Raw genomic sequence first — 17,924 nt, 5'->3', positions numbered from 1 at the left:
GAAAGTGTGAAAGCGATTGGATTTACTACTCCTATTTATTTTTTTAATTCTCGGCAAGATTAATCACTTGCGAAATGTCAGAGCATGTGTTTTTTGGCTTGTTTTCATAAAAAGAGTGTTGTTAAACCAAAAAAACAATATCGGACATTAAAAAAACAAGAGGGTTGGAACTCCAAAAGGTTATTTTCTTTATATAAAGTTGTGTAGGGATGGATGAAGCGTAATTAATAACTGGGTAAACTGTTTTTTTGTTTATTTCTGTATGGGGTAAACTCTATCAAAATATCCTATCCCCCCGCTCACCTTCAAAGTGGAGCGGGCGGCGAAGGAATTAAATTAAATATTAAAATAAATTATTTACTAAATATCAAAATATTAACCAATAAAGGAATATTATGTTTTTTTTACAGAAAGGAAAATATTTGATGAAAAAATGAAATAAAAAAATTAAAAATAAATTACAATAATTAATGATACAAGCTTATCTGGTAACAGTAAATGATATTAATGATGAAATTTGAGCAACAAATAAAAAGAATTAAGGAGTATAGATAAATGACAGAATATAAAAGTAAATATATTAATAAAACTTGAAATGAAATAACAACATCATTTGATTGAGTTAATTATCAACCTATTATTAATTGTCGTATTTCACATCATAAAAAGCATTATGATTTGCAATGTTTAGAATGAGCCAAAATGTACTTAAATTTATTTAAAGACAAGTGAGATGTTATTGTTTCATATATGCAATATTATAAAATTAACGATATTTTAGATTTAGCATCCGATGGATGAAAAATATTACAAATTGACAAAAAAATAAAACAAATAAATTAAAATATATTATTGCAATTGACCCTACTGGAATTGGACAAACTGGTATTATTATTTATAATGTTTTGCAAAAGAAAATAATTAATAATATTACTTTTAATTCCAAAAATGAAGAAGAAGCAATAAATAATATGTATTTAATATTAAATGAGTTTAAAAATAAAATTTGTTCTTATTTAAATAAAGTTATTGTAATAATTGAAGATTATCAACTTCATAAGGGTTTAAAAATAAAAAATCCATTATCTACTCCTAAATTTATTGGTGGTTTAAAAGTTTTATGCAAATATCTATTTAATTTAAATTATGTTTTACAATCACCAGTCATTAAGAAAAATTATATTTATAAAGGAAATATTAAAATGTCAGAGCACGAACACGATGCTTGAAAACATTTACAGTATTTTTTAGCAAAAGGAGTTGATAAAAATGGCACAAACAAAAAGTAATTTACCTAAAAAATCAATAACTAATAAACCTAAAATAAAAAATAAAAAAGTTAATAAGTTAGAATTAACTGTTAGATTACATGAAAATCCGATTAAAACTAAGATTAAGGCACTGGTTGCTGGTGGTGTTGAAGTTGATGCTTGTTCGGCTAAATGTCAGTGAGAAGGATTAAATTACTCAACATTATCAATATATAACCCATCTATTTTAACTGAGTTTTTGAAATTAAAAAAAGATGATGAGATAAAAATTAAAGGCTCAGTATTTAATCAGTTAAATATAAAAACTAAACGCTATTTTTTGTCTTTTAGAGTAGACAGTTTTGAAATTATACAAAAAGCGATTAGAAAAAGAACAAATACAAATATTAAAAAATAGGAGGAAAAACAATGGCATTAAAAAATGTAAAATATGTTTTTATTAATGAAAATAGTGAACCTATTAAAAATGAAGATGGTAGTTTAGATATTAAAACTGCTGAAATTATTTTAGAAAATACTGCTGAAGTTGAAGAATTTAATGCAATTAATTTAGAAAATAGTAATCAGCAAATCAACGAACTACAAACAAAAAATACTGAATTAACTTCACAAATTAAACAACAAACAATTCAATTAAAACAAATTGAAGTAATTGACTTTATTAATTCTTTAACTGATAATGAAGAATTTAAAAATGTTTTATTAAAGTCTTATGATATTACTGATGATATTGAAATCATTAAAACACAATTGCAAAGTGTGTATGATGAATTAATTAAGGTACAAACAGTTAATACTGGTGGCGTACCAAAAGTATAAAACAAAGAAAACAATATTTTAGATACAGACAATGTATTTAATAAATAGAAAGAAGGAAGTAAATTATGGCACAAAACCCACAAAGAATTTTCGGAGATATTGCTAATCAAGCAACAAAACGAGATCGATAAACATTTGAACAATGATATTTACAAACTTATCAACAAAAATTTAGTTGAGAAGCATTATTTGCATGAAAAGATGCAAGTAAATTTAGTTTAGCATATAAAAGAAAGAAAAATATTAAATATAATGAAGGTTCTGGTAAAGATGGGAAAGTATTTAATACTGATGATAAATTATTAAATTATTCAGAAGTAGAATTTGATGATGGAATTGTTGAATTAGATACAATTTTAACTTTTGCTCGTAAATTAGACCCTGTAGAAAGTGATTTTAACCCTAATCTTTGGGCTGCTGATATTGAACAAGCAATGGATACTGAGGTTGCTTATAAACGTAATAAAATTTTAGAAATTATTAATAAAGGAGTAGTTACAACCATTCAAGGCCAAAAAGCAGATGATACTAATGCTTTACAAATTCACGATGAAATTATGGATAAAATATATGAAAATGGATTTACCCCATCAGAAACAGTTGTCTTGGGTTCGGCTGATTTTATTCGTGGAATTCGTAATAAATTACAGTTACAACTTGGAGCAAATGACCAAATAAACAATGTAATTGAAACAAGCGGAGCAATGAAAACTGTTGAAGGAACAACATATTATATGGTTCCTAAAAAATTACCAATTATTAATAAAGATGGTTCAGAAGGAACAATTACTTTATTACCAGATGGTGTTAATGCAATTGCCTTTAAATTTAGTAAAAAATATGACCCTCTTATCTTACGCAAAAAAGACCATACTCCATTAAGAGTTGGTGCAGCTGCATTGGGTACTGGAATGGTTAATACTTTGATTATGGAAAGAGTTTTATATTTAGGTGGGGTAGTAGTTGAACCTAAGGGAATTATTAAACATATTGTTTCAAAAATTGATATTAGTAAAATTAATAAAATAGATAAACCCAATATTCATGTTACAGACCCAACAAAAGCAACAGCCGAACAGTTAAAATCACAATTTAAAGATGTTGTTTTAAAAGCAGTAAAAGCAGTAAATAGTTCTTTAACTGAAAGTGATTTTGATTACTTTATTGAAAGTGCTGGTGTTGACTGACCAATTAATATTACAAATGATAAAACTATTGAAGTTCAAATTGAAGGTAAAAACAACGCTACTGGTCAAACAAATCCGATTGATGTTAAAATTAAAAATTCTTAATAGTACTAAAAAATAGTACTTTTTCGTTTGATATATATGCCAATTGGAACATCTAAAACAGCCCTTATTTATGCTGTTAAAAAAATCAAACTAGATTGTCAATCCAACAACAAGAAAAAAATTTTGGTTTACAGTTATTAGAATTTTTAGGAATTCAAGTTTTAGCACTTGGTTTATCAGTTTTAACTGGTGGTATTGCTTCGGCTGTTGGTCTTGGTGCGGGATTATCTAATTTTGCCGCAGCATTTATCTCATTTGGAGTAGAAACAGCAACCGATTTTGCCGTAAATCAAATATACGATAAATTAACATCAGAAGTGACAGTAAAAAGTACTGCCTTAAATTTGCTACCAGCAATTGGTGGTATTGGAAAATTAACGCGTGCTGCTCGAACAACTAAAATTTTAAAATTAGCGAAAGAAACTAAACTACTTGAAAAATTAGGTGTAATAACTGCTAATAATTTAGAAGATGTTGTAAGACAAGTTAGAGGTAAAAAGATTTTATCTGATAAATTAATATTTGATTTTACAAAACAAGCTAATAATGAAACTTTATTATATACAATTGGAAAATTAGCCCGAAATGATTTTTATAAGGGTTTTAAAGTTTCTAAATTAGAAACAATTAATAATTTATTAAAAATTGAAAAAAAAATATTCAAAAAATAAGTCCTATATTAGTTCAAAAAATACCACGCATAAATGAAATAAATGTTAATAAATGATTGTCTGAATTGAATATGGATTAAATATTGATAAAATAAGCAAAATTAATACTAATGAGTGATATAACATAATGACTAATCTTTATAAAAAAGGTGTTGGTAAAAACCTGATATTAAATGCTAATTTAATGTGGGGCAGTAAAATATATAATAATAAATTATTAAATATTTTTCATCAAACACCAATTAAATTAAATAAAATTTTAAATCATTTAAACCCAAATTTTTATATTCAAAAAGTAACTAAAAAATTATTAGCCCCAATTAAAAAACAAATAATTACTATTAAACAAAAAGTAATTAGTAAAATTACTGATAAAACTAAAAAAATATTATCTAAATTTGAAACTAAGGCTATTAAAAAAGGTTAATTATTACCTTTTGCTTATGGTTCTGATGTTTTTTTAGCAGTTAAAATTGTTCCATTATCAGTTGCGGGTGAAGTTGCTTTAACAATATATTATAAAAATCCTAAATATATCCCTATTGTCGTTATGACAACTTTAATCAAAGCAGAACAGTTTGTTTTAGCTCCTGAACTGTTTAAATTCTATATGAACAGTGAATGGTTTATTGGTTGGGGATTTAAAAAAACAAGTTTGTTTAATTTAGTTTCTTTTGCCCCACTTGTTTATTAGCAAGTAGTAAAAGGTAGTTTTAAAATATATCGGACAATTGCTAAGATATTAAAAATGAAAGAACAATTTAAAAATAACTTTAATAAATATAAATTGTTAAATACGCTAGAAGATAGTGTGGTTATTAGTTTGTTAGGTAATGGACTAGTATTTCAAGCATATAAACAACTCAGAACAAAACAAGATTTAAACAAAACAATTAAAACAAAAACATTACTAAATAGTAAAAAATTTATATTAAAGAAAATATATTCTAAAAAAAGTAAATGATAATGAGATGATTAAATGTTAAATGAATTATGACAAAATGTTACTTTGGAAAATTATAATAATTTTATTCCAATGACAGGTAAAATTACACAAGTTCCAGTTCGTTATAATAAGTTTTTTAAAGGTGATGTAGAATTATGATTTAAAACATTTGCTTTAAGAGCCCAAAATATGATTAATTCTTACTTAAACTATCCATTTTCAAAACTAAAGTTTGAAACATTTAAAGATCCATTATTAAAGAAAATTTGTATTAATATGGTGTTTATTACGATTGAGCATTGAACATTTAACCGCATTCCAATTGAATTTTTTACTTCGGCAAATATGAGTGTTGGTGATATTAATTATTCATCGCAAAATGACCCTATGATTACTTGACAAGGTCTATTGTCTACCTATGCAAAATCATTGGCTAATTTAACAACTTTAAAGAAAATGTTTCGTACTTTTCAAGAAGAAGGTATTGATTTAACAATGATTGATTTAGAAGCATATTATACTCAATTAGAAGTTGATGCTTTAATAGAAAAAGAAAAAACTAAGATTGACAATAAAACTATTGTTAAAAATAACAATAATGAAATAAATGTTCCCTTTGATAATGATACTATTTATGAAAAAAATGGTGTCTGAAAAGCAAAACAAAGTGGCGGTAGTGATATTAAAATTGATAATAAAACAATTATTAAAAATACTGCTGATGAATTAATGGTTTCAGATTTAAAACAAAATAAAATAACTTTATTACCTAATAGTAGTGGTCGTGTTAATGCTGATTTTAATGCTGAAAACGGGGAATTAAGAATTTGAGACCCTAGTTTTGAAGGTGATAAAAATACTACTGATTATATGATTATTGATAGTACAGTTGCGGGAATTGAAAGTACTGATGATACATTTGGTACTACTAAATATTTAGATAAATTTTATTTACAGAAAAAAGATTTACCTAAAATATCAAATGATTGAAAAGTTGTTGATACTAGTGATTTTGTTCAAGATTATAAAGGATATAAAATTAAAAATTTTAATAAGTCAGAATATTATTATCGTTTATGGTGTTATACAACGCTTGAGATAGAACTATATATAATTACGCATATAAACTTTAAAGTTCAATTAGCAAGTGGAATATCATATGGAAATAATCCAAGTCGTTGAATTACCATTCAATTATTTTCCAATGGTGAGTTTAAATTATCATCAATATCAAATAGTGTTGAAATTAAAGGATTGTATATTGAAAGAAAAAAAGTAAGTTAGGAAGGAGATGGTATTATGCCAAAAGTAACTATTAAAGATATGATTATGTTTTTGAAAATCTTTGGAGTTTCATCATTGTTTTTTATTGCCGGAATTATTATTTGTTTTATCGGAGAAAAAACATTGGGTATTTTTTGACCAGCATATGTTATTGTTTCAGCAATGCTTATTGGAGCAGGAATTATAGTTTTAATTATTGAAACTATTAGATTTATCAAAACTCATAACAAACAACAAAAACAAGATAGTATTGAAGATGTTATTAAAAAAGAAGATACGAAATAAAGAGGTGATATAAATGGGATTGTTACCAGCAAAAAAGAAATTAAAAAAAGAATATGATATTGATAGTTATTATCTTAATTTAGCATCAACTATTACTAATCGTAAAAATGTTACTGTTCAAAAACATAATGAAATTTTAGAAAAAAGAATTTGTGAAGATAATGTTAATTTTTTAAATCCACGTGATTTAGAAATTAGCATTTATAATCCAATTAATAATAAACAGATAGATACTAAATTAATTAATAACTTTTTAAAAATGCAAGACTTTACTAATAAGAATTGATATAACGAATATAAAATTAATAAGAATGGTAAAGGTGCATATTTTATTTTTGCTAATAATTCAAAACTTAATTTTATTATGATTGATTTTTACAATGACCAATATGACGAATTAGGTAATTTAGTTTCGTGTACTTTTGATTATGACCCTTATCTTAAAAATAACCAGAGTGTTTTTATTACTGAAAAATTAGAAATTAATTATGTAACTAAACAAGTAAAAGTTATTAGAAAGTTAAAAACACGATTATACAGTACTATTACCGACTTATATATTGATGATACTAAATGAAATAACTATACAACATTACAAAGAGAGGAAATATTGCCACTTAATTTTATTCCGATTGAAATTATTCCTAATAACCCTAATTTTTAACCTTCTGCTCGTTATGGTAAACAATTTGCTAGTATTTTAGATATTATTGCGGAAAAGATTATGTTAGACCCATTATTAAATAGTGGTAAATTTACCATTAATACTAATGGAGTTACTTGTGTTGTTGACCAGGAAATTAGTAAAATGTTAGCTTCGTTTATTGAAAATGACTTGTTATTAGTTGAAGGAGACCCCAATAGTAATTTTCAACCAGTAGACTATATTGCTGGTAATTTTAAAGGTGAACAATTAACCAAAATATATGATTGATTATTAATTAATTACTATAAAATAAATCGCCACCATGTTCCCGCAATCGCTAAGGGGGCTCAACAAACACAAGCGGAAGTTGCTGGTGTTAATATTCAAACAAACGCTTCGTATGAACAAATGATATATATCAGAGAAATTAAATTAACTGAATTCATTATTAAGTTAATTAAATATGATAATGCTATTTTAAATAGTAGAACATTTAATATTAAAAATATTGATGATTTAATTGTTGATGTTCGCTTACCAGTAAATGCAACTTTAAACAGACAATTAAATAACAATGAAACTATTATAAATATACCTAATGAAGAACAAGGAGAACAAAAATAATGTTAAAACCATCAGAAAAAATGTTAGCACAATTAGCAGAAAATGATGAACCAATTGACTATTCAATTGATAGTATTCCATTAGATTTTGCTAGTCAATCGCAGTACAGCGACCCTGATTTAGCACAATTATTTACTGAAGACCGTGCTAGAACCTTATATATTTATAAAATTAATAATCTTGTTAAGACAAAACAAAAACCAACCTTAAACTACTCTCAAAATAGTGTTAAAATAGGTTTTGTTGATAAAGATGAATATATTAAGATTATTGGTTATGAAATCAGTGATTTTAATTTTAAATTACAAATTCAACAAAATACCACAGTTCAAGATAATAGTACAAGTTATGTAATGATTGATGAAAAAGATATTTTAATTAATGATATTTCAAAAAAAAGACAAAGAATTTTTAGAATCCTATGACTTAAAAATAGTATCTATTAATGAACCAATTATCGAAGACAATAAAAATGAATGTTATATTATCGAAGAATATAAAAGACCTTATTCACCTGATGGTGTTGATATTATTAAATCTACTCATTTAGTTAAGGTGACTGATTTTAAATGAAAAAACCAAAATAGTATTCATTTAGTATTACAAAAATCATTACCCGAAGATACAGTATTTACTGGAATTGAGATTAAATACCCTAAATCAATGTTATTTGGAAATATTAAATGTTGAGGAAATATCAATGGTGTTTATTCTTATCCATCATCAAATATTGAAAATGCTAATTTAGTACCATTATTATCAATGCTAATTGAAACAAACCCTAATTTAAGAGTATTTCAATATTGGTTTACTGAAAGTTTTTTACCGTGAAGTATTGCAAAAAACTATATTCAAGGTAAAGATATTTTAGATTTAATAAATAAAAATGGTTTAGATAAAGTTTTATTGAATTATTTAACATATCGTTATAATTATGATAGAAAATTTCAAGGTGCAAAATATGATGAAAAAGGTAACCCTACCAATAAAGCGGCTGAACTACGCCAAAAATTCGAAGGACAAAAACCCGAAGATATTATTGATGATTTATTTGAAAATTGAAAACTAGATAATCCTACATCTATTAATGACAGTGCTATTAAAAGATTTAAACAAATTATTTATATGTTATCAAATTATACATATAGTAAATATGCTATTAACAAAGGTTATAATGATGATATTAAATTATTTTCTCCTTATTATTTCAAACTAATTTCAAAACCAAATAGATTAGAAGAAGGATATTTTTATTTTTCAGATTGTCAAGTACAAATATATTCATTATATTTTGATTTTATTGGTTCTAATCCACCAATTCCAGTAAATTATTGAAAAGAAATTAAAGCACAAGAAAAACCATTTAATCAAGTGGATAATAAATGATATTTTGCTATATGGAAACCTAATAATTCTATTTATTGAAAAATATCAAAATTTAAACACGATACAAATAAAGGAAAAAAATTGAGGCTTGAGATCCATTAAAACCATATTATATTGATCTCTTTTTATGGGTTTTTGAAACAAAAGAACAAGATTTATTAATAGATGATCAATCGGAAGGTAAAATAGAACGAATTTTTTGAAATGAAGATAAGGGACAAAATTTTAAAGCAGTTTATCGTTGAAATGGTGGTGGTGAACCTCTTAAACCTTTAATTGATTCAAGTACTGGAAAAATTATTGATTGAAATTTAAAACAACAACCAAATGTTAATAATAACAAAGATAATGAAATTAAAGTAAGTGTTAAAAACAAAGATATTTCAGAAAATCCTATTTATCAATTAGAAGCAAATTTTTTTAATTGATTATCATTAACAAATGAATTAGAAACAAATAACATTCCTTCTCTTATTCCATCAGAAATTAAATTATCTGATGGTGAATATGGTAAATATTTAACTAATTTAATTGTTTCTAATGACAAAATAGAAGACTATTTAAATTATTTTTCTGAATGATATAAATTACTTTATTCTAAAATAGATTGAATTAGTACAATCAAAGATTTAATTGATTATAGTATTAAAATAACTTTTGATAAAAAACTATTTAATTTAAATCAAATTGAAATATCAGGTATATGAGGTTATGGTAATTATGAAATTACAATTTTTACCGAAAAAGTACAAATTAATATTAATAATTTACAACTATTTAATAAAAATAATGAAAAATTATCATTAATTATATTAGAAATATAAAAAGTCATTTTAATAAATGACTTTTTATTATTCATTAACTTTTACATTACCGGTTTTATTAATAATTAAATTAGGTACATTAGTATCTTCTAAATTTCAACGATAAACTGCTTTAAAATTTTGTCCCTTATCTTCATTTCAAAAAATTCGTTCTATTTTACCTTCCGATTGATCATCTATTAATAAATCTTGTTCTTTTGTTTCAAAAACCCATAAAAAGAGATCAATATAATATGGTTTTAATGGATCTCAAGCCTCAATTTTTTTCCTTTATTTGTATCGTGTTTAAATTTTGATATTTTTCAATAAATAGAATTATTAGGTTTCCATATAGCAAAATATCATTTATTATCCACTTGATTAAATGGTTTTTCTTGTGGCGCCATTCATTCTAAATTGTCTTTTATTTCTTGCTTATTTGTATTTATTTGATTTTCTTCTTTTAATTTTGCTAATTGTTCTTTTGTATATTCTTGTGTTGTATTACAAGCAACTAAACTTGTTGTACTTGTTCAAATTAAAGTGATTGAACTTAAAGGACTTAATATTTTTTTCATATTTTAATTCTATTTATAATATAGCTGCCAATAATTCTGGTTCTGCCATTTTTCAAATTGATGAAAAAATACTAATAGCTTTTTCGCAAAATAATTGAAAAACATCTTCATGAATTAATACTATACCGTTTTCTATTTGATTAAATAAAATATTAAAAATTTGTTCCCCCGTTATTGAAATTTCTGTAGTTTGATCTGGAATAAATTCAGCCTCACTGTCTCTTCATGGATCTCTAACATAATAAGTATCTTTAAGTACATTTCCTTTATTTGGTTTGATTCCAACAATTAATGCAGCATGATAAGAGCTATCACATCCCTCATCATCATATTCGTCGTCATCAAATAAACCACCAAACATAACAGGAGATTGTCTAGAAAGAGATTCCCATATTAAATGTCTTATCCACATTCTTTTTTCTATATCATTTAATCTATTTTAAAATAATCGAGTTAAATCAATTTTCTTTAAATTAAATCCCAAATTTTCCTGAATTATCGGGTTTGTGTTTAATATTTCAATTACCATTGATAATGAAGCGCCATCATTTGCATTGTTTGGAAAAAAACTTGCAATTTCGTCTTGTTCTATTTCTTTAAGATCTTTATTATTAAGAATATTATTATCAAATATATTTTTTAAAACTGCCACAACACATCAAAAATCAGTTATTTGAAATTCCATTGGTTTTTTCATGCTAGTTTTTCTTAAATCAATTAACACATCTTCTAATATTGGATATGTTATTTCTTGTCTTTTAACTTTATTTAAATTTTTTAAATTATTTGTTTGTAAATAACTAATTTCATTATTTTCTAATTTAGTTTCTTCTTTTTGATAAGGACTAGCGGCAATTGTTGTTGGTATAGCACTTCCACTAATAGTTAAAACACTTAATAAACTAAGTAATTTTTTCATTTTTTATAATTTCCTATCTTTTATCTTGAAACTTTTTTCAAGATCTATTGACATTATATATATATATATATATAAGCACTTTTAAATATATTTTAGAAAGGAAATTATACAAATGATTATTATTGTGATTATATTGTACTAAATCTGGGGGCTCGCGGTGATTTTCATAAGTTTTGCGAAAAATTACTTAAATTTTAAAAAAACTTTTGCCGCGCTTTTCAAAATACTTGGGAAAAATTCTAAGCGTTAAGCGAAGAATTTTATAAAGGTTCCCAAATTTGTTTGAAAGAACCTCAAAACTTTTTTTAACTTGTAAGTTATTTTATCACAAAAATTTAAGAAAATCAACCGCTCGCCCAAAACCTCAAAAAACTATATAATTAACTTTGTATATAAAAGAAAGGATTTTTTAAAATGGATAAAACAAAGCATCATTTTACTTTTAAAGAAAGAGTAATGTTAAAAGATTTATTAGAACTTGATTCTTTAAAAAGAAAAAATGGTAAACCCAATATATCTAAAATAGCAAAAATATTGCATAAAAATCGCAATACAATTAGACGAGAAATAAAAAGGTTAAAAGATAATGAATATGACGCTAAATTAGCACACGAAAATTATTTACAAAAACAACAAAAATGTTTTAAAAAATCATCATTATTGCTAAATATTTTAGAATGACTAGATGAAAAATATAACAAATTTTATGATTCACCAGAACAAATATGTAAAAAATATGAAAAAGAGTTTGGTATTAAATTTCCAGTATGTTTTAAAACTTTATATAAATATATTCATTTGGGATTTTTAAATTTCAAGAAATATAATTTGTATTTTCATGGTAGAAAATATAAAACAAAAAATAGGATTGATAATCGCGGTAAAATAAGAAATTTTAGAACTATTGAAGAAGCAAAACATGATAAATATGAATTTGGTTGATTTCAAATGGACACTATGGTTGGTAAAAATAATAGTGTTTGTTTAGTTTTAATCGAAGAATTAACGCAATTTAAAATCATTGAACCATTAAAAGAAAAAACAAAAAAAGAAGTTACAAACGCATTAAAACGAATTTTTTCTAACAGATTTTTTAAAGATAGATGCAAAGGAATAATAACAGATCAAGGCAAAGAATTTGCTGATTGAGAAAAAATTGAAAAAATAACAAATGCTAAAGTATATTTTTGTGACGCTGGAACTCCAACACAAAAACCCAAAGTTGAAAGAGCAATTCGTGATTTTAGACATTGATTTTCTAAAGGAATTGATTTAAGTATTTATTCAAGAAATTATTATTAAGAAGTTGCCAATATAATAAACTCTAAACTTAAAAAATCTTTACATTGACTATCTTCAAAAGAAGTTTTTATACAAATGTTTAATTTTTAGTATAATTACTTATAAAATTTTAATCATTTTATTTTTCGGTGTGTCAAAATTCATAAATTTAAGACAAAACTACTAAATTTTTTTAAAATAAATTATATTGAACATTTATTTTATTGATGTTATAATGAAATCAAATAAAGTTCTACACTTCATAGTACAATTTACAAGTTAAAAAAATCTTTACAATCGCAGAATATCAACTAAAATTAATATAAACAAGATGAAAAAAACAAAAGAGAAGGAGAAAAAGCATGCTTAAAAAAATTGGAATTTTAACATCTGGTGGTGATTCACAAGGAATGAATGCGGCAATTGCAGGGGTTATTAAAACAGCACATGCTAAAGGATTAGAAACATATATTATTCGTGATGGTTACTTAGGATTAATTAATAATTGAATGGAAGTTGTTGATAATAATTTTGCGGATAGTATTATGCGTTTAGGGGGGACTGTGATTGGTAGTGCACGCTTACCGGAATTTAAAGACCCAAAGGTACGAGAAAAAGCTGTTACTAATTTAAGAAAACAAGGAATTGCAGCATTAGTAGTTATTGGTGGTGATGGCAGTTATCAAGGAGCGCAACGGTTAACAGAGATGGGAATTAATTGTATTGCTTTACCAGGAACAATTGATAATGATATCACTTCATCAGATTATACGATTGGTTTTGATACTGCCATTAATATTGTTGTTGAAGCAATTGACCGCTTGCGTGATACAATGCAATCACATAATCGATGTTCAATTGTGGAAGTAATGGGTCATGCCTGTGGTGATATTGCTTTATATGCTGGGATTGCTGGTGGAGCAGATATTATTTCAATTAACGAAGCTGCTTTATCTGAGACAGAAATTGTTGAGCGGGTTGCAACATTACATCAAGCACAAAAACGAAGTGTTATTATTGTTGTTAGTGAAATGATTTATCCCGATGTGTATAAATTAGCAAAATTAGTTGAAAGTAAAAGTGGTTATATTACCCGTGCGACAGTTTTAGGACATACCCAACGAGGTGGTAATCCAACGGCAATGGAGCGTTATCGTGCTTTTCAAATGGCACAATTTGCTGTTGAACAAATTATTGCGGGAGCAGGTGGTTTAGCAATTGGTAATCACGGCGATCAAATTATTGCTCGTCCAATTATGAAAGCATTAAGTATTCCACGACCATCACGGAAAGAAATTTGAGATAAATTTGATGAATTAAATCAGAATATTTATCAAAAATCATAATTTTACGATAAAATAAGGTGGTAAAATATTTTTAGAAGGAGATTGTCAAGAGAATGGTTAACTTTAATATTAACGAGAAAATGAAAAGAACAAAAATTATTACAACAATTGGGCCAAGTACGCATTCAGCAGGTGCCCTTGAAGAACTGTTTAAAGCAGGAATGACCACAATTCGCTTAAACTTTTCACATGGAGATCATGCTGAACAAGGAGCACGAATTGTGTGAGCACGAGAAGTTAGTGCTAAAATTGGTAAACCAATTTCAGTATTATTAGATACGAAAGGTCCAGAAATTCGTGTTGGAATAATGAAAGATGGGAAACAAGAAATTGTTGCTGGTGCAACAGTTACGATTTATTCATTACCAAAGGAATATCAAAGCCGTGAAGGAACTGGAACGGAAATTACTGTTTCATATGATATATCACAAGACTTAAAAGTTGGTGACGTAGTATTAGTTGATGATGGGAAATTACAGTTAAATGTTACTGGTGTTAAGCCAGGAATTATTGAAACAAAAGCTTTCAACCATCATATTGTTAAAACAAATAAACGAATTAATTTACCGGGGGTCGACTTTACATTACCATTTTTAGCTGAAAAAGATATTAATGATATTAAATTTGGAGTTGAACAAGGAATTGATTATATTGCAGCATCATTTGTTAACACAGCTGGTAATATCAAAGAAATTCGAAAATTATTAAAAGAGTGTAAAGCTGAACATGTTCAAATTATTGCTAAAATTGAATCACAAATTGGAATTAATAATATTGATGAAATTATTGCCGCATCGGATGGAATTATGGTTGCGCGGGGAGATTTAGGTTTAGAAATTCCTTATTATGATGTTCCATATTGAGAAAAAAATATTATTCGTAAATGTCGTGAAGCAGGAAAAATTGTTATTGTTGCAACACAAATGTTAGAAACAATGACAGAAAATCCATCGCCAACACGAGCAGAAGTTACTGATGTTTATTTTGCAACAGAATTAGGATCTGATGCAACAATGTTATCAGGTGAATCAGCAAATGGTGACTATCCATTTATTACTGTTCATACGATGGCAATGATTAATAAACGAGCAGAGCATGAATTTTATTCAAAATTATATTATGAAAAGCAATTAGAAGATGCTATGAATTCAACAACAGGACCACGCGCTGATATTGCTAAAAAATTAGCAAATAAATGTAAAGATGGAAAATATGAATATGCTGTTGTTGTTTCAAACACCGGAGAATTATTAAAAACAATTTCAAAATTCCGCCCGAATGTAGTAATTTTAGGAGTTAGTCCACTGCCAGAATTGTATACTGCCTTTGGATCATGGCATTCAATTTTTATGAATAAAGTTGATAATTATGAAGCATTTAAAACAGATGAAAAAGCAATTTGTGAAGTTGCAAAAAAATGAGGAGCAAAAATTGGTTCAACAATTTTATTTGCGCGCAACGAAGAAATTAAAGAAATTAAAATTAAATAATTAAACTAGTTACCCATGGTCTAATCTTCCTATTTTCTCAGCAAGTTAAGGATGATGGAAGCTTAATAAAAGAACGATTAGATTACTAGTAACAACGGTTAGTTTACGTTTAAGCACTTTTCGTTATTAAGTGTGAAAGATAAATTAGGTTAAATCCTAATTTAATTAGGATGGTACCGCGAAGACCTCGCTCCTAGTATTATTGTTTTAATAATATTGGGAGCGAGTTTTATTTTTAGGAAAGGAAGATTACAAATGATTAAAATTACATTACCAGATGGGCAAGTTCGTGAATTTAAAAGTCCACAAACAATTCATGCTATTGCCAGTAGTATTTCATCAAGTCTAGGGAAAGCTGCCTTTGGTGGGGTTTTTGCTGGTCAAATTCGTAGTTTAGAATATTTAGTAACAATTGATGGGCCATTAGAAATTATTACTGATAAATCATCACTAGCATTATCAATTTTGCATAATACAACAGCATTAATAGCAGCAAAATCAATTACTAATTTACATCCAACCGCTAAAATTGCTAAAATTGTGGTACAAGATGATACCTTTTTAATTGACTTTGATGTTGAACCACATTTAAAAGAAACCGATCTTAGTGCTTTAGAACAGGAAGTAACAAAATTAATTAATAATAATCTTGCTATTACACCTGTTTTAGGGACCATGACCGATGCAAAAAAATGATATAGGGATAATCCTTATTTATTAACTTTTTGTCTAGAAACAGGGGCAGAACAAGCCGGATACTTACTTGGTAATGAATTATATTTACCAAATACTTATCCAGTTACAACTTTAAAACATATTAAAGTATTAAAACTTTGAAGTTTAGCAGGAGCATATTGACAAGATTATGCTAAAAATAAAATGTTGCAACGATTAACTGGAAGTTCACATTTTTCGCGTGAATTATTTGAACAAATATTATTAGCATATGAAGAGCGAAAAGAACGTGATCATCGTAAAATTGGAAAGGATTTAGAAATCTTTACTTTTGATAAATTAGTTGGACCCGGTTTACCAATTTGGTTACCAAATGGAATGGCATTAAAAAAAGTACTACAAGAATATATCCGAGAAAAAGAATGAGAATATGATTTTATTGAGATTGATACACCAGTTATTGGAACTAGTGAAATGTATAAAATTTCTGGTCATTGGGATCATTATCAAGAAAATATGTTTGCACCAATGGCACAAGATAATGAAATTAGTGTTTTACGGCCAATGGCATGTCCGCACCATATTGCTGTCTATAATTATAAACAACGTAGTTATCGTGAATTACCATTACGGATTTCTGAGCATGCCATTTTACATCGTTATGAGACATCGGGAAGCTTAACAGGACTCGAGCGAGTACGAATGATGCAATTAACTGATTCACACATCTTTTTACGTCATGACCAGTTAAAAGAAGAATTTAAACGTTGTTTTAAATTAATTAATGAAGTTTTAACAGATTTAAAAATTAATGTTGATTATTATTCATTATCATTACGTGATCCAGCAAATAAGGAAAAATATTATGATGATGATCAAATATGAAATCATGCTGAACAAATGCTACAAGAAGCATTAGATGATTTAAAAATTCCATATGTACCAATGATTGGCGAAGCAGCGTTTTATGGGCCAAAGTTAGACATTCAAATTAAAACAGCATTAAACCATGAAATTACTGTTTCAACTCTACAATTTGATTTTTTATTACCAAAAAAATTTAATTTAAGTTATATTGATGCAACAGGAGCAAAAGCAAGACCAGTAATGTTACATCGTGGTTTAATTGGAACTTATGAACGTTTTATCGCAATTTTATTAGAACAAACAAAAGGGGTTTTACCATTTTGATTAGCTCCAAAACAAATTGTCATAATCCCAGTTAATAATGAGCATCATTTGGAATATGTTAATGAATTACATCAGCAATTTAAAAAGTTAAAATTACGTACAATGATTGATGATCGTGATGAGCGTTTAAGTTATAAAATTCGAGAAGCACAAGTTGCTAAAATTCCATATCAAATTGTGATTGGTGACCAAGAACGGGATAAAAAAATGATTACTTATCGAATTTATGGACAAGAAGACCAAATTACTACTACTTTTGATAAGTTTATTATTTTAATTAATGAACAAATTGTTAATAAAGTTTAAAAAAATATTTTTTTCAGGAAAATTATATTTTTTTTAACCCCAAAAATTATGATAAACTAAAAGTGGAAAAAACTTTTTAATGGATAAATATTTGCTAATATTTATGTTTAA

The 17,924-nt window shown here is 26.2% G+C and carries 22 protein-coding genes and 1 pseudogene; 19 read left to right on the top strand and 4 right to left on the bottom strand.

Annotated elements, in window-relative coordinates:
- Nucleotides 1-555: 555 nt before the first annotated feature.
- The 15 genes from ABNT63_RS08355 to ABNT63_RS08285 all read left to right on the top strand — a co-directional run bounded on the left by ABNT63_RS08355 (nt 556) and on the right by ABNT63_RS08285 (nt 9,326).
- Nucleotides 556-843 carry a hypothetical protein gene (locus ABNT63_RS08355; RefSeq protein WP_348735314.1) on the top strand — a complete coding sequence of 96 codons (288 nt, stop codon included), beginning with the start codon at nt 556-558 and terminating at the stop codon, nt 841-843.
- Nucleotides 798-1,289 (top strand): hypothetical protein, encoded by a 492-nt coding sequence (locus ABNT63_RS08350; RefSeq protein WP_348735313.1) that lies wholly within the window; start codon nt 798-800, stop codon nt 1,287-1,289. Before ABNT63_RS08355 ends, ABNT63_RS08350 begins: the two co-directional genes overlap by 46 nt.
- Nucleotides 1,270-1,668 (top strand): hypothetical protein, encoded by a 399-nt coding sequence (locus ABNT63_RS08345; protein WP_338991212.1) that lies wholly within the window; start codon nt 1,270-1,272, stop codon nt 1,666-1,668. The genes ABNT63_RS08350 and ABNT63_RS08345 overlap by 20 nt, the downstream gene beginning before the upstream one ends.
- A gap of 11 nt (nt 1,669-1,679) precedes the next feature.
- Complete coding sequence (locus tag ABNT63_RS08340; RefSeq protein WP_348735312.1) at nt 1,680-2,090, top strand: hypothetical protein; 411 nt, start codon at nt 1,680-1,682, stop codon at nt 2,088-2,090.
- A gap of 434 nt (nt 2,091-2,524) precedes the next feature.
- Nucleotides 2,525-3,382, top strand: a complete 858-nt coding sequence (locus tag ABNT63_RS08335) for a hypothetical protein (RefSeq protein WP_348735311.1) — start codon at nt 2,525-2,527, stop codon at nt 3,380-3,382.
- 95 nt (nt 3,383-3,477) lie between these two features.
- On the top strand, nt 3,478-4,053 hold the full coding sequence (locus ABNT63_RS08330; protein ID WP_348735310.1) for a hypothetical protein: 576 nt from the start codon (nt 3,478-3,480) through the stop codon (nt 4,051-4,053).
- 52 nt (nt 4,054-4,105) lie between these two features.
- Entirely contained in the window at nt 4,106-4,480 is a 375-nt protein-coding gene (locus ABNT63_RS08325; protein WP_348735309.1) for a hypothetical protein, read from the top strand.
- Nucleotides 4,481-4,603: 123 nt separating this feature from the next.
- Nucleotides 4,604-4,747: a hypothetical protein gene (locus tag ABNT63_RS08320; protein ID WP_348735308.1), complete on the top strand. Its 144-nt coding sequence runs from the start codon at nt 4,604-4,606 to the stop codon at nt 4,745-4,747.
- Nucleotides 4,748-4,801: 54 nt separating this feature from the next.
- Nucleotides 4,802-5,020, top strand: a complete 219-nt coding sequence (locus ABNT63_RS08315) for a hypothetical protein (protein ID WP_348735307.1) — start codon at nt 4,802-4,804, stop codon at nt 5,018-5,020.
- Nucleotides 5,021-5,032: 12 nt separating this feature from the next.
- Entirely contained in the window at nt 5,033-6,283 is a 1,251-nt protein-coding gene (locus ABNT63_RS08310; protein WP_348735306.1) for a hypothetical protein, read from the top strand.
- A gap of 15 nt (nt 6,284-6,298) precedes the next feature.
- Nucleotides 6,299-6,568 carry a hypothetical protein gene (locus ABNT63_RS08305; RefSeq protein WP_348735305.1) on the top strand — a complete coding sequence of 90 codons (270 nt, stop codon included), beginning with the start codon at nt 6,299-6,301 and terminating at the stop codon, nt 6,566-6,568.
- A gap of 13 nt (nt 6,569-6,581) precedes the next feature.
- Entirely contained in the window at nt 6,582-7,232 is a 651-nt protein-coding gene (locus tag ABNT63_RS08300) for a hypothetical protein (RefSeq protein WP_348735304.1), read from the top strand.
- Between the two features lie 60 nt (nt 7,233-7,292).
- Nucleotides 7,293-7,838 carry a hypothetical protein gene (locus tag ABNT63_RS08295; protein ID WP_348735303.1) on the top strand — a complete coding sequence of 182 codons (546 nt, stop codon included), beginning with the start codon at nt 7,293-7,295 and terminating at the stop codon, nt 7,836-7,838.
- Entirely contained in the window at nt 7,838-8,284 is a 447-nt protein-coding gene (locus tag ABNT63_RS08290) for a hypothetical protein (RefSeq protein ID WP_348735302.1), read from the top strand. Before ABNT63_RS08295 ends, ABNT63_RS08290 begins: the two co-directional genes overlap by 1 nt.
- The gene (locus tag ABNT63_RS08285) at nt 8,220-9,326 is read left to right on the top strand and encodes a hypothetical protein (RefSeq protein WP_348735301.1); all 1,107 of its coding nucleotides are present in this window, start codon (nt 8,220-8,222) and stop codon (nt 9,324-9,326) included. The genes ABNT63_RS08290 and ABNT63_RS08285 overlap by 65 nt, the downstream gene beginning before the upstream one ends.
- A 295-nt stretch (nt 9,327-9,621) precedes the next feature.
- Here ABNT63_RS08285 and ABNT63_RS08280 read toward each other — a convergent pair whose 3' ends face one another.
- The 4 genes from ABNT63_RS08280 to ABNT63_RS08265 form a co-directional block, all read right to left on the bottom strand.
- Nucleotides 9,622-9,771 (bottom strand): hypothetical protein, encoded by a 150-nt coding sequence (locus tag ABNT63_RS08280; protein ID WP_348734870.1) that lies wholly within the window; start codon nt 9,769-9,771, stop codon nt 9,622-9,624.
- A 516-nt stretch (nt 9,772-10,287) separates the two neighbouring features.
- The gene (locus ABNT63_RS08275) at nt 10,288-10,605 is read right to left on the bottom strand and encodes a lipoprotein (RefSeq protein ID WP_348735300.1); all 318 of its coding nucleotides are present in this window, start codon (nt 10,603-10,605) and stop codon (nt 10,288-10,290) included.
- Nucleotides 10,606-10,618: 13 nt separating this feature from the next.
- Nucleotides 10,619-11,017, bottom strand: coding sequence for a hypothetical protein (locus ABNT63_RS08270; RefSeq protein ID WP_348735299.1), 399 nt, complete (start codon nt 11,015-11,017; stop codon nt 10,619-10,621).
- A gap of 27 nt (nt 11,018-11,044) precedes the next feature.
- Entirely contained in the window at nt 11,045-11,524 is a 480-nt protein-coding gene (locus tag ABNT63_RS08265; protein ID WP_348735298.1) for a hypothetical protein, read from the bottom strand.
- Between the two features lie 414 nt (nt 11,525-11,938).
- Here ABNT63_RS08265 and ABNT63_RS08260 point away from each other — a divergent pair.
- From ABNT63_RS08260 to thrS, 4 genes and pseudogenes are all read left to right on the top strand, one after another.
- Nucleotides 11,939-12,916 (top strand): annotated as a pseudogene (locus ABNT63_RS08260) (IS30 family transposase).
- A 251-nt stretch (nt 12,917-13,167) separates the two neighbouring features.
- On the top strand, nt 13,168-14,151 hold the full coding sequence (gene pfkA / locus ABNT63_RS08255; protein ID WP_348735296.1) for a 6-phosphofructokinase: 984 nt from the start codon (nt 13,168-13,170) through the stop codon (nt 14,149-14,151).
- A 53-nt stretch (nt 14,152-14,204) separates the two neighbouring features.
- On the top strand, nt 14,205-15,641 hold the full coding sequence (pyk, locus tag ABNT63_RS08250) for a pyruvate kinase (RefSeq protein WP_348735295.1): 1,437 nt from the start codon (nt 14,205-14,207) through the stop codon (nt 15,639-15,641).
- Between the two features lie 255 nt (nt 15,642-15,896).
- Nucleotides 15,897-17,813 carry a threonine--tRNA ligase gene (gene thrS, locus ABNT63_RS08245; protein WP_348735294.1) on the top strand — a complete coding sequence of 639 codons (1,917 nt, stop codon included), beginning with the start codon at nt 15,897-15,899 and terminating at the stop codon, nt 17,811-17,813.
- Nucleotides 17,814-17,924 lie beyond the last annotated feature (111 nt).

This window comes from Spiroplasma endosymbiont of Ammophila pubescens, from assembly GCF_964020965.1.
Taxonomy (GTDB): domain Bacteria; phylum Bacillota_I; class Bacilli_A; order Mycoplasmatales; family Mycoplasmataceae; genus Spiroplasma.
This window is presented reverse-complemented; position numbering and strand designations above follow the sequence as displayed.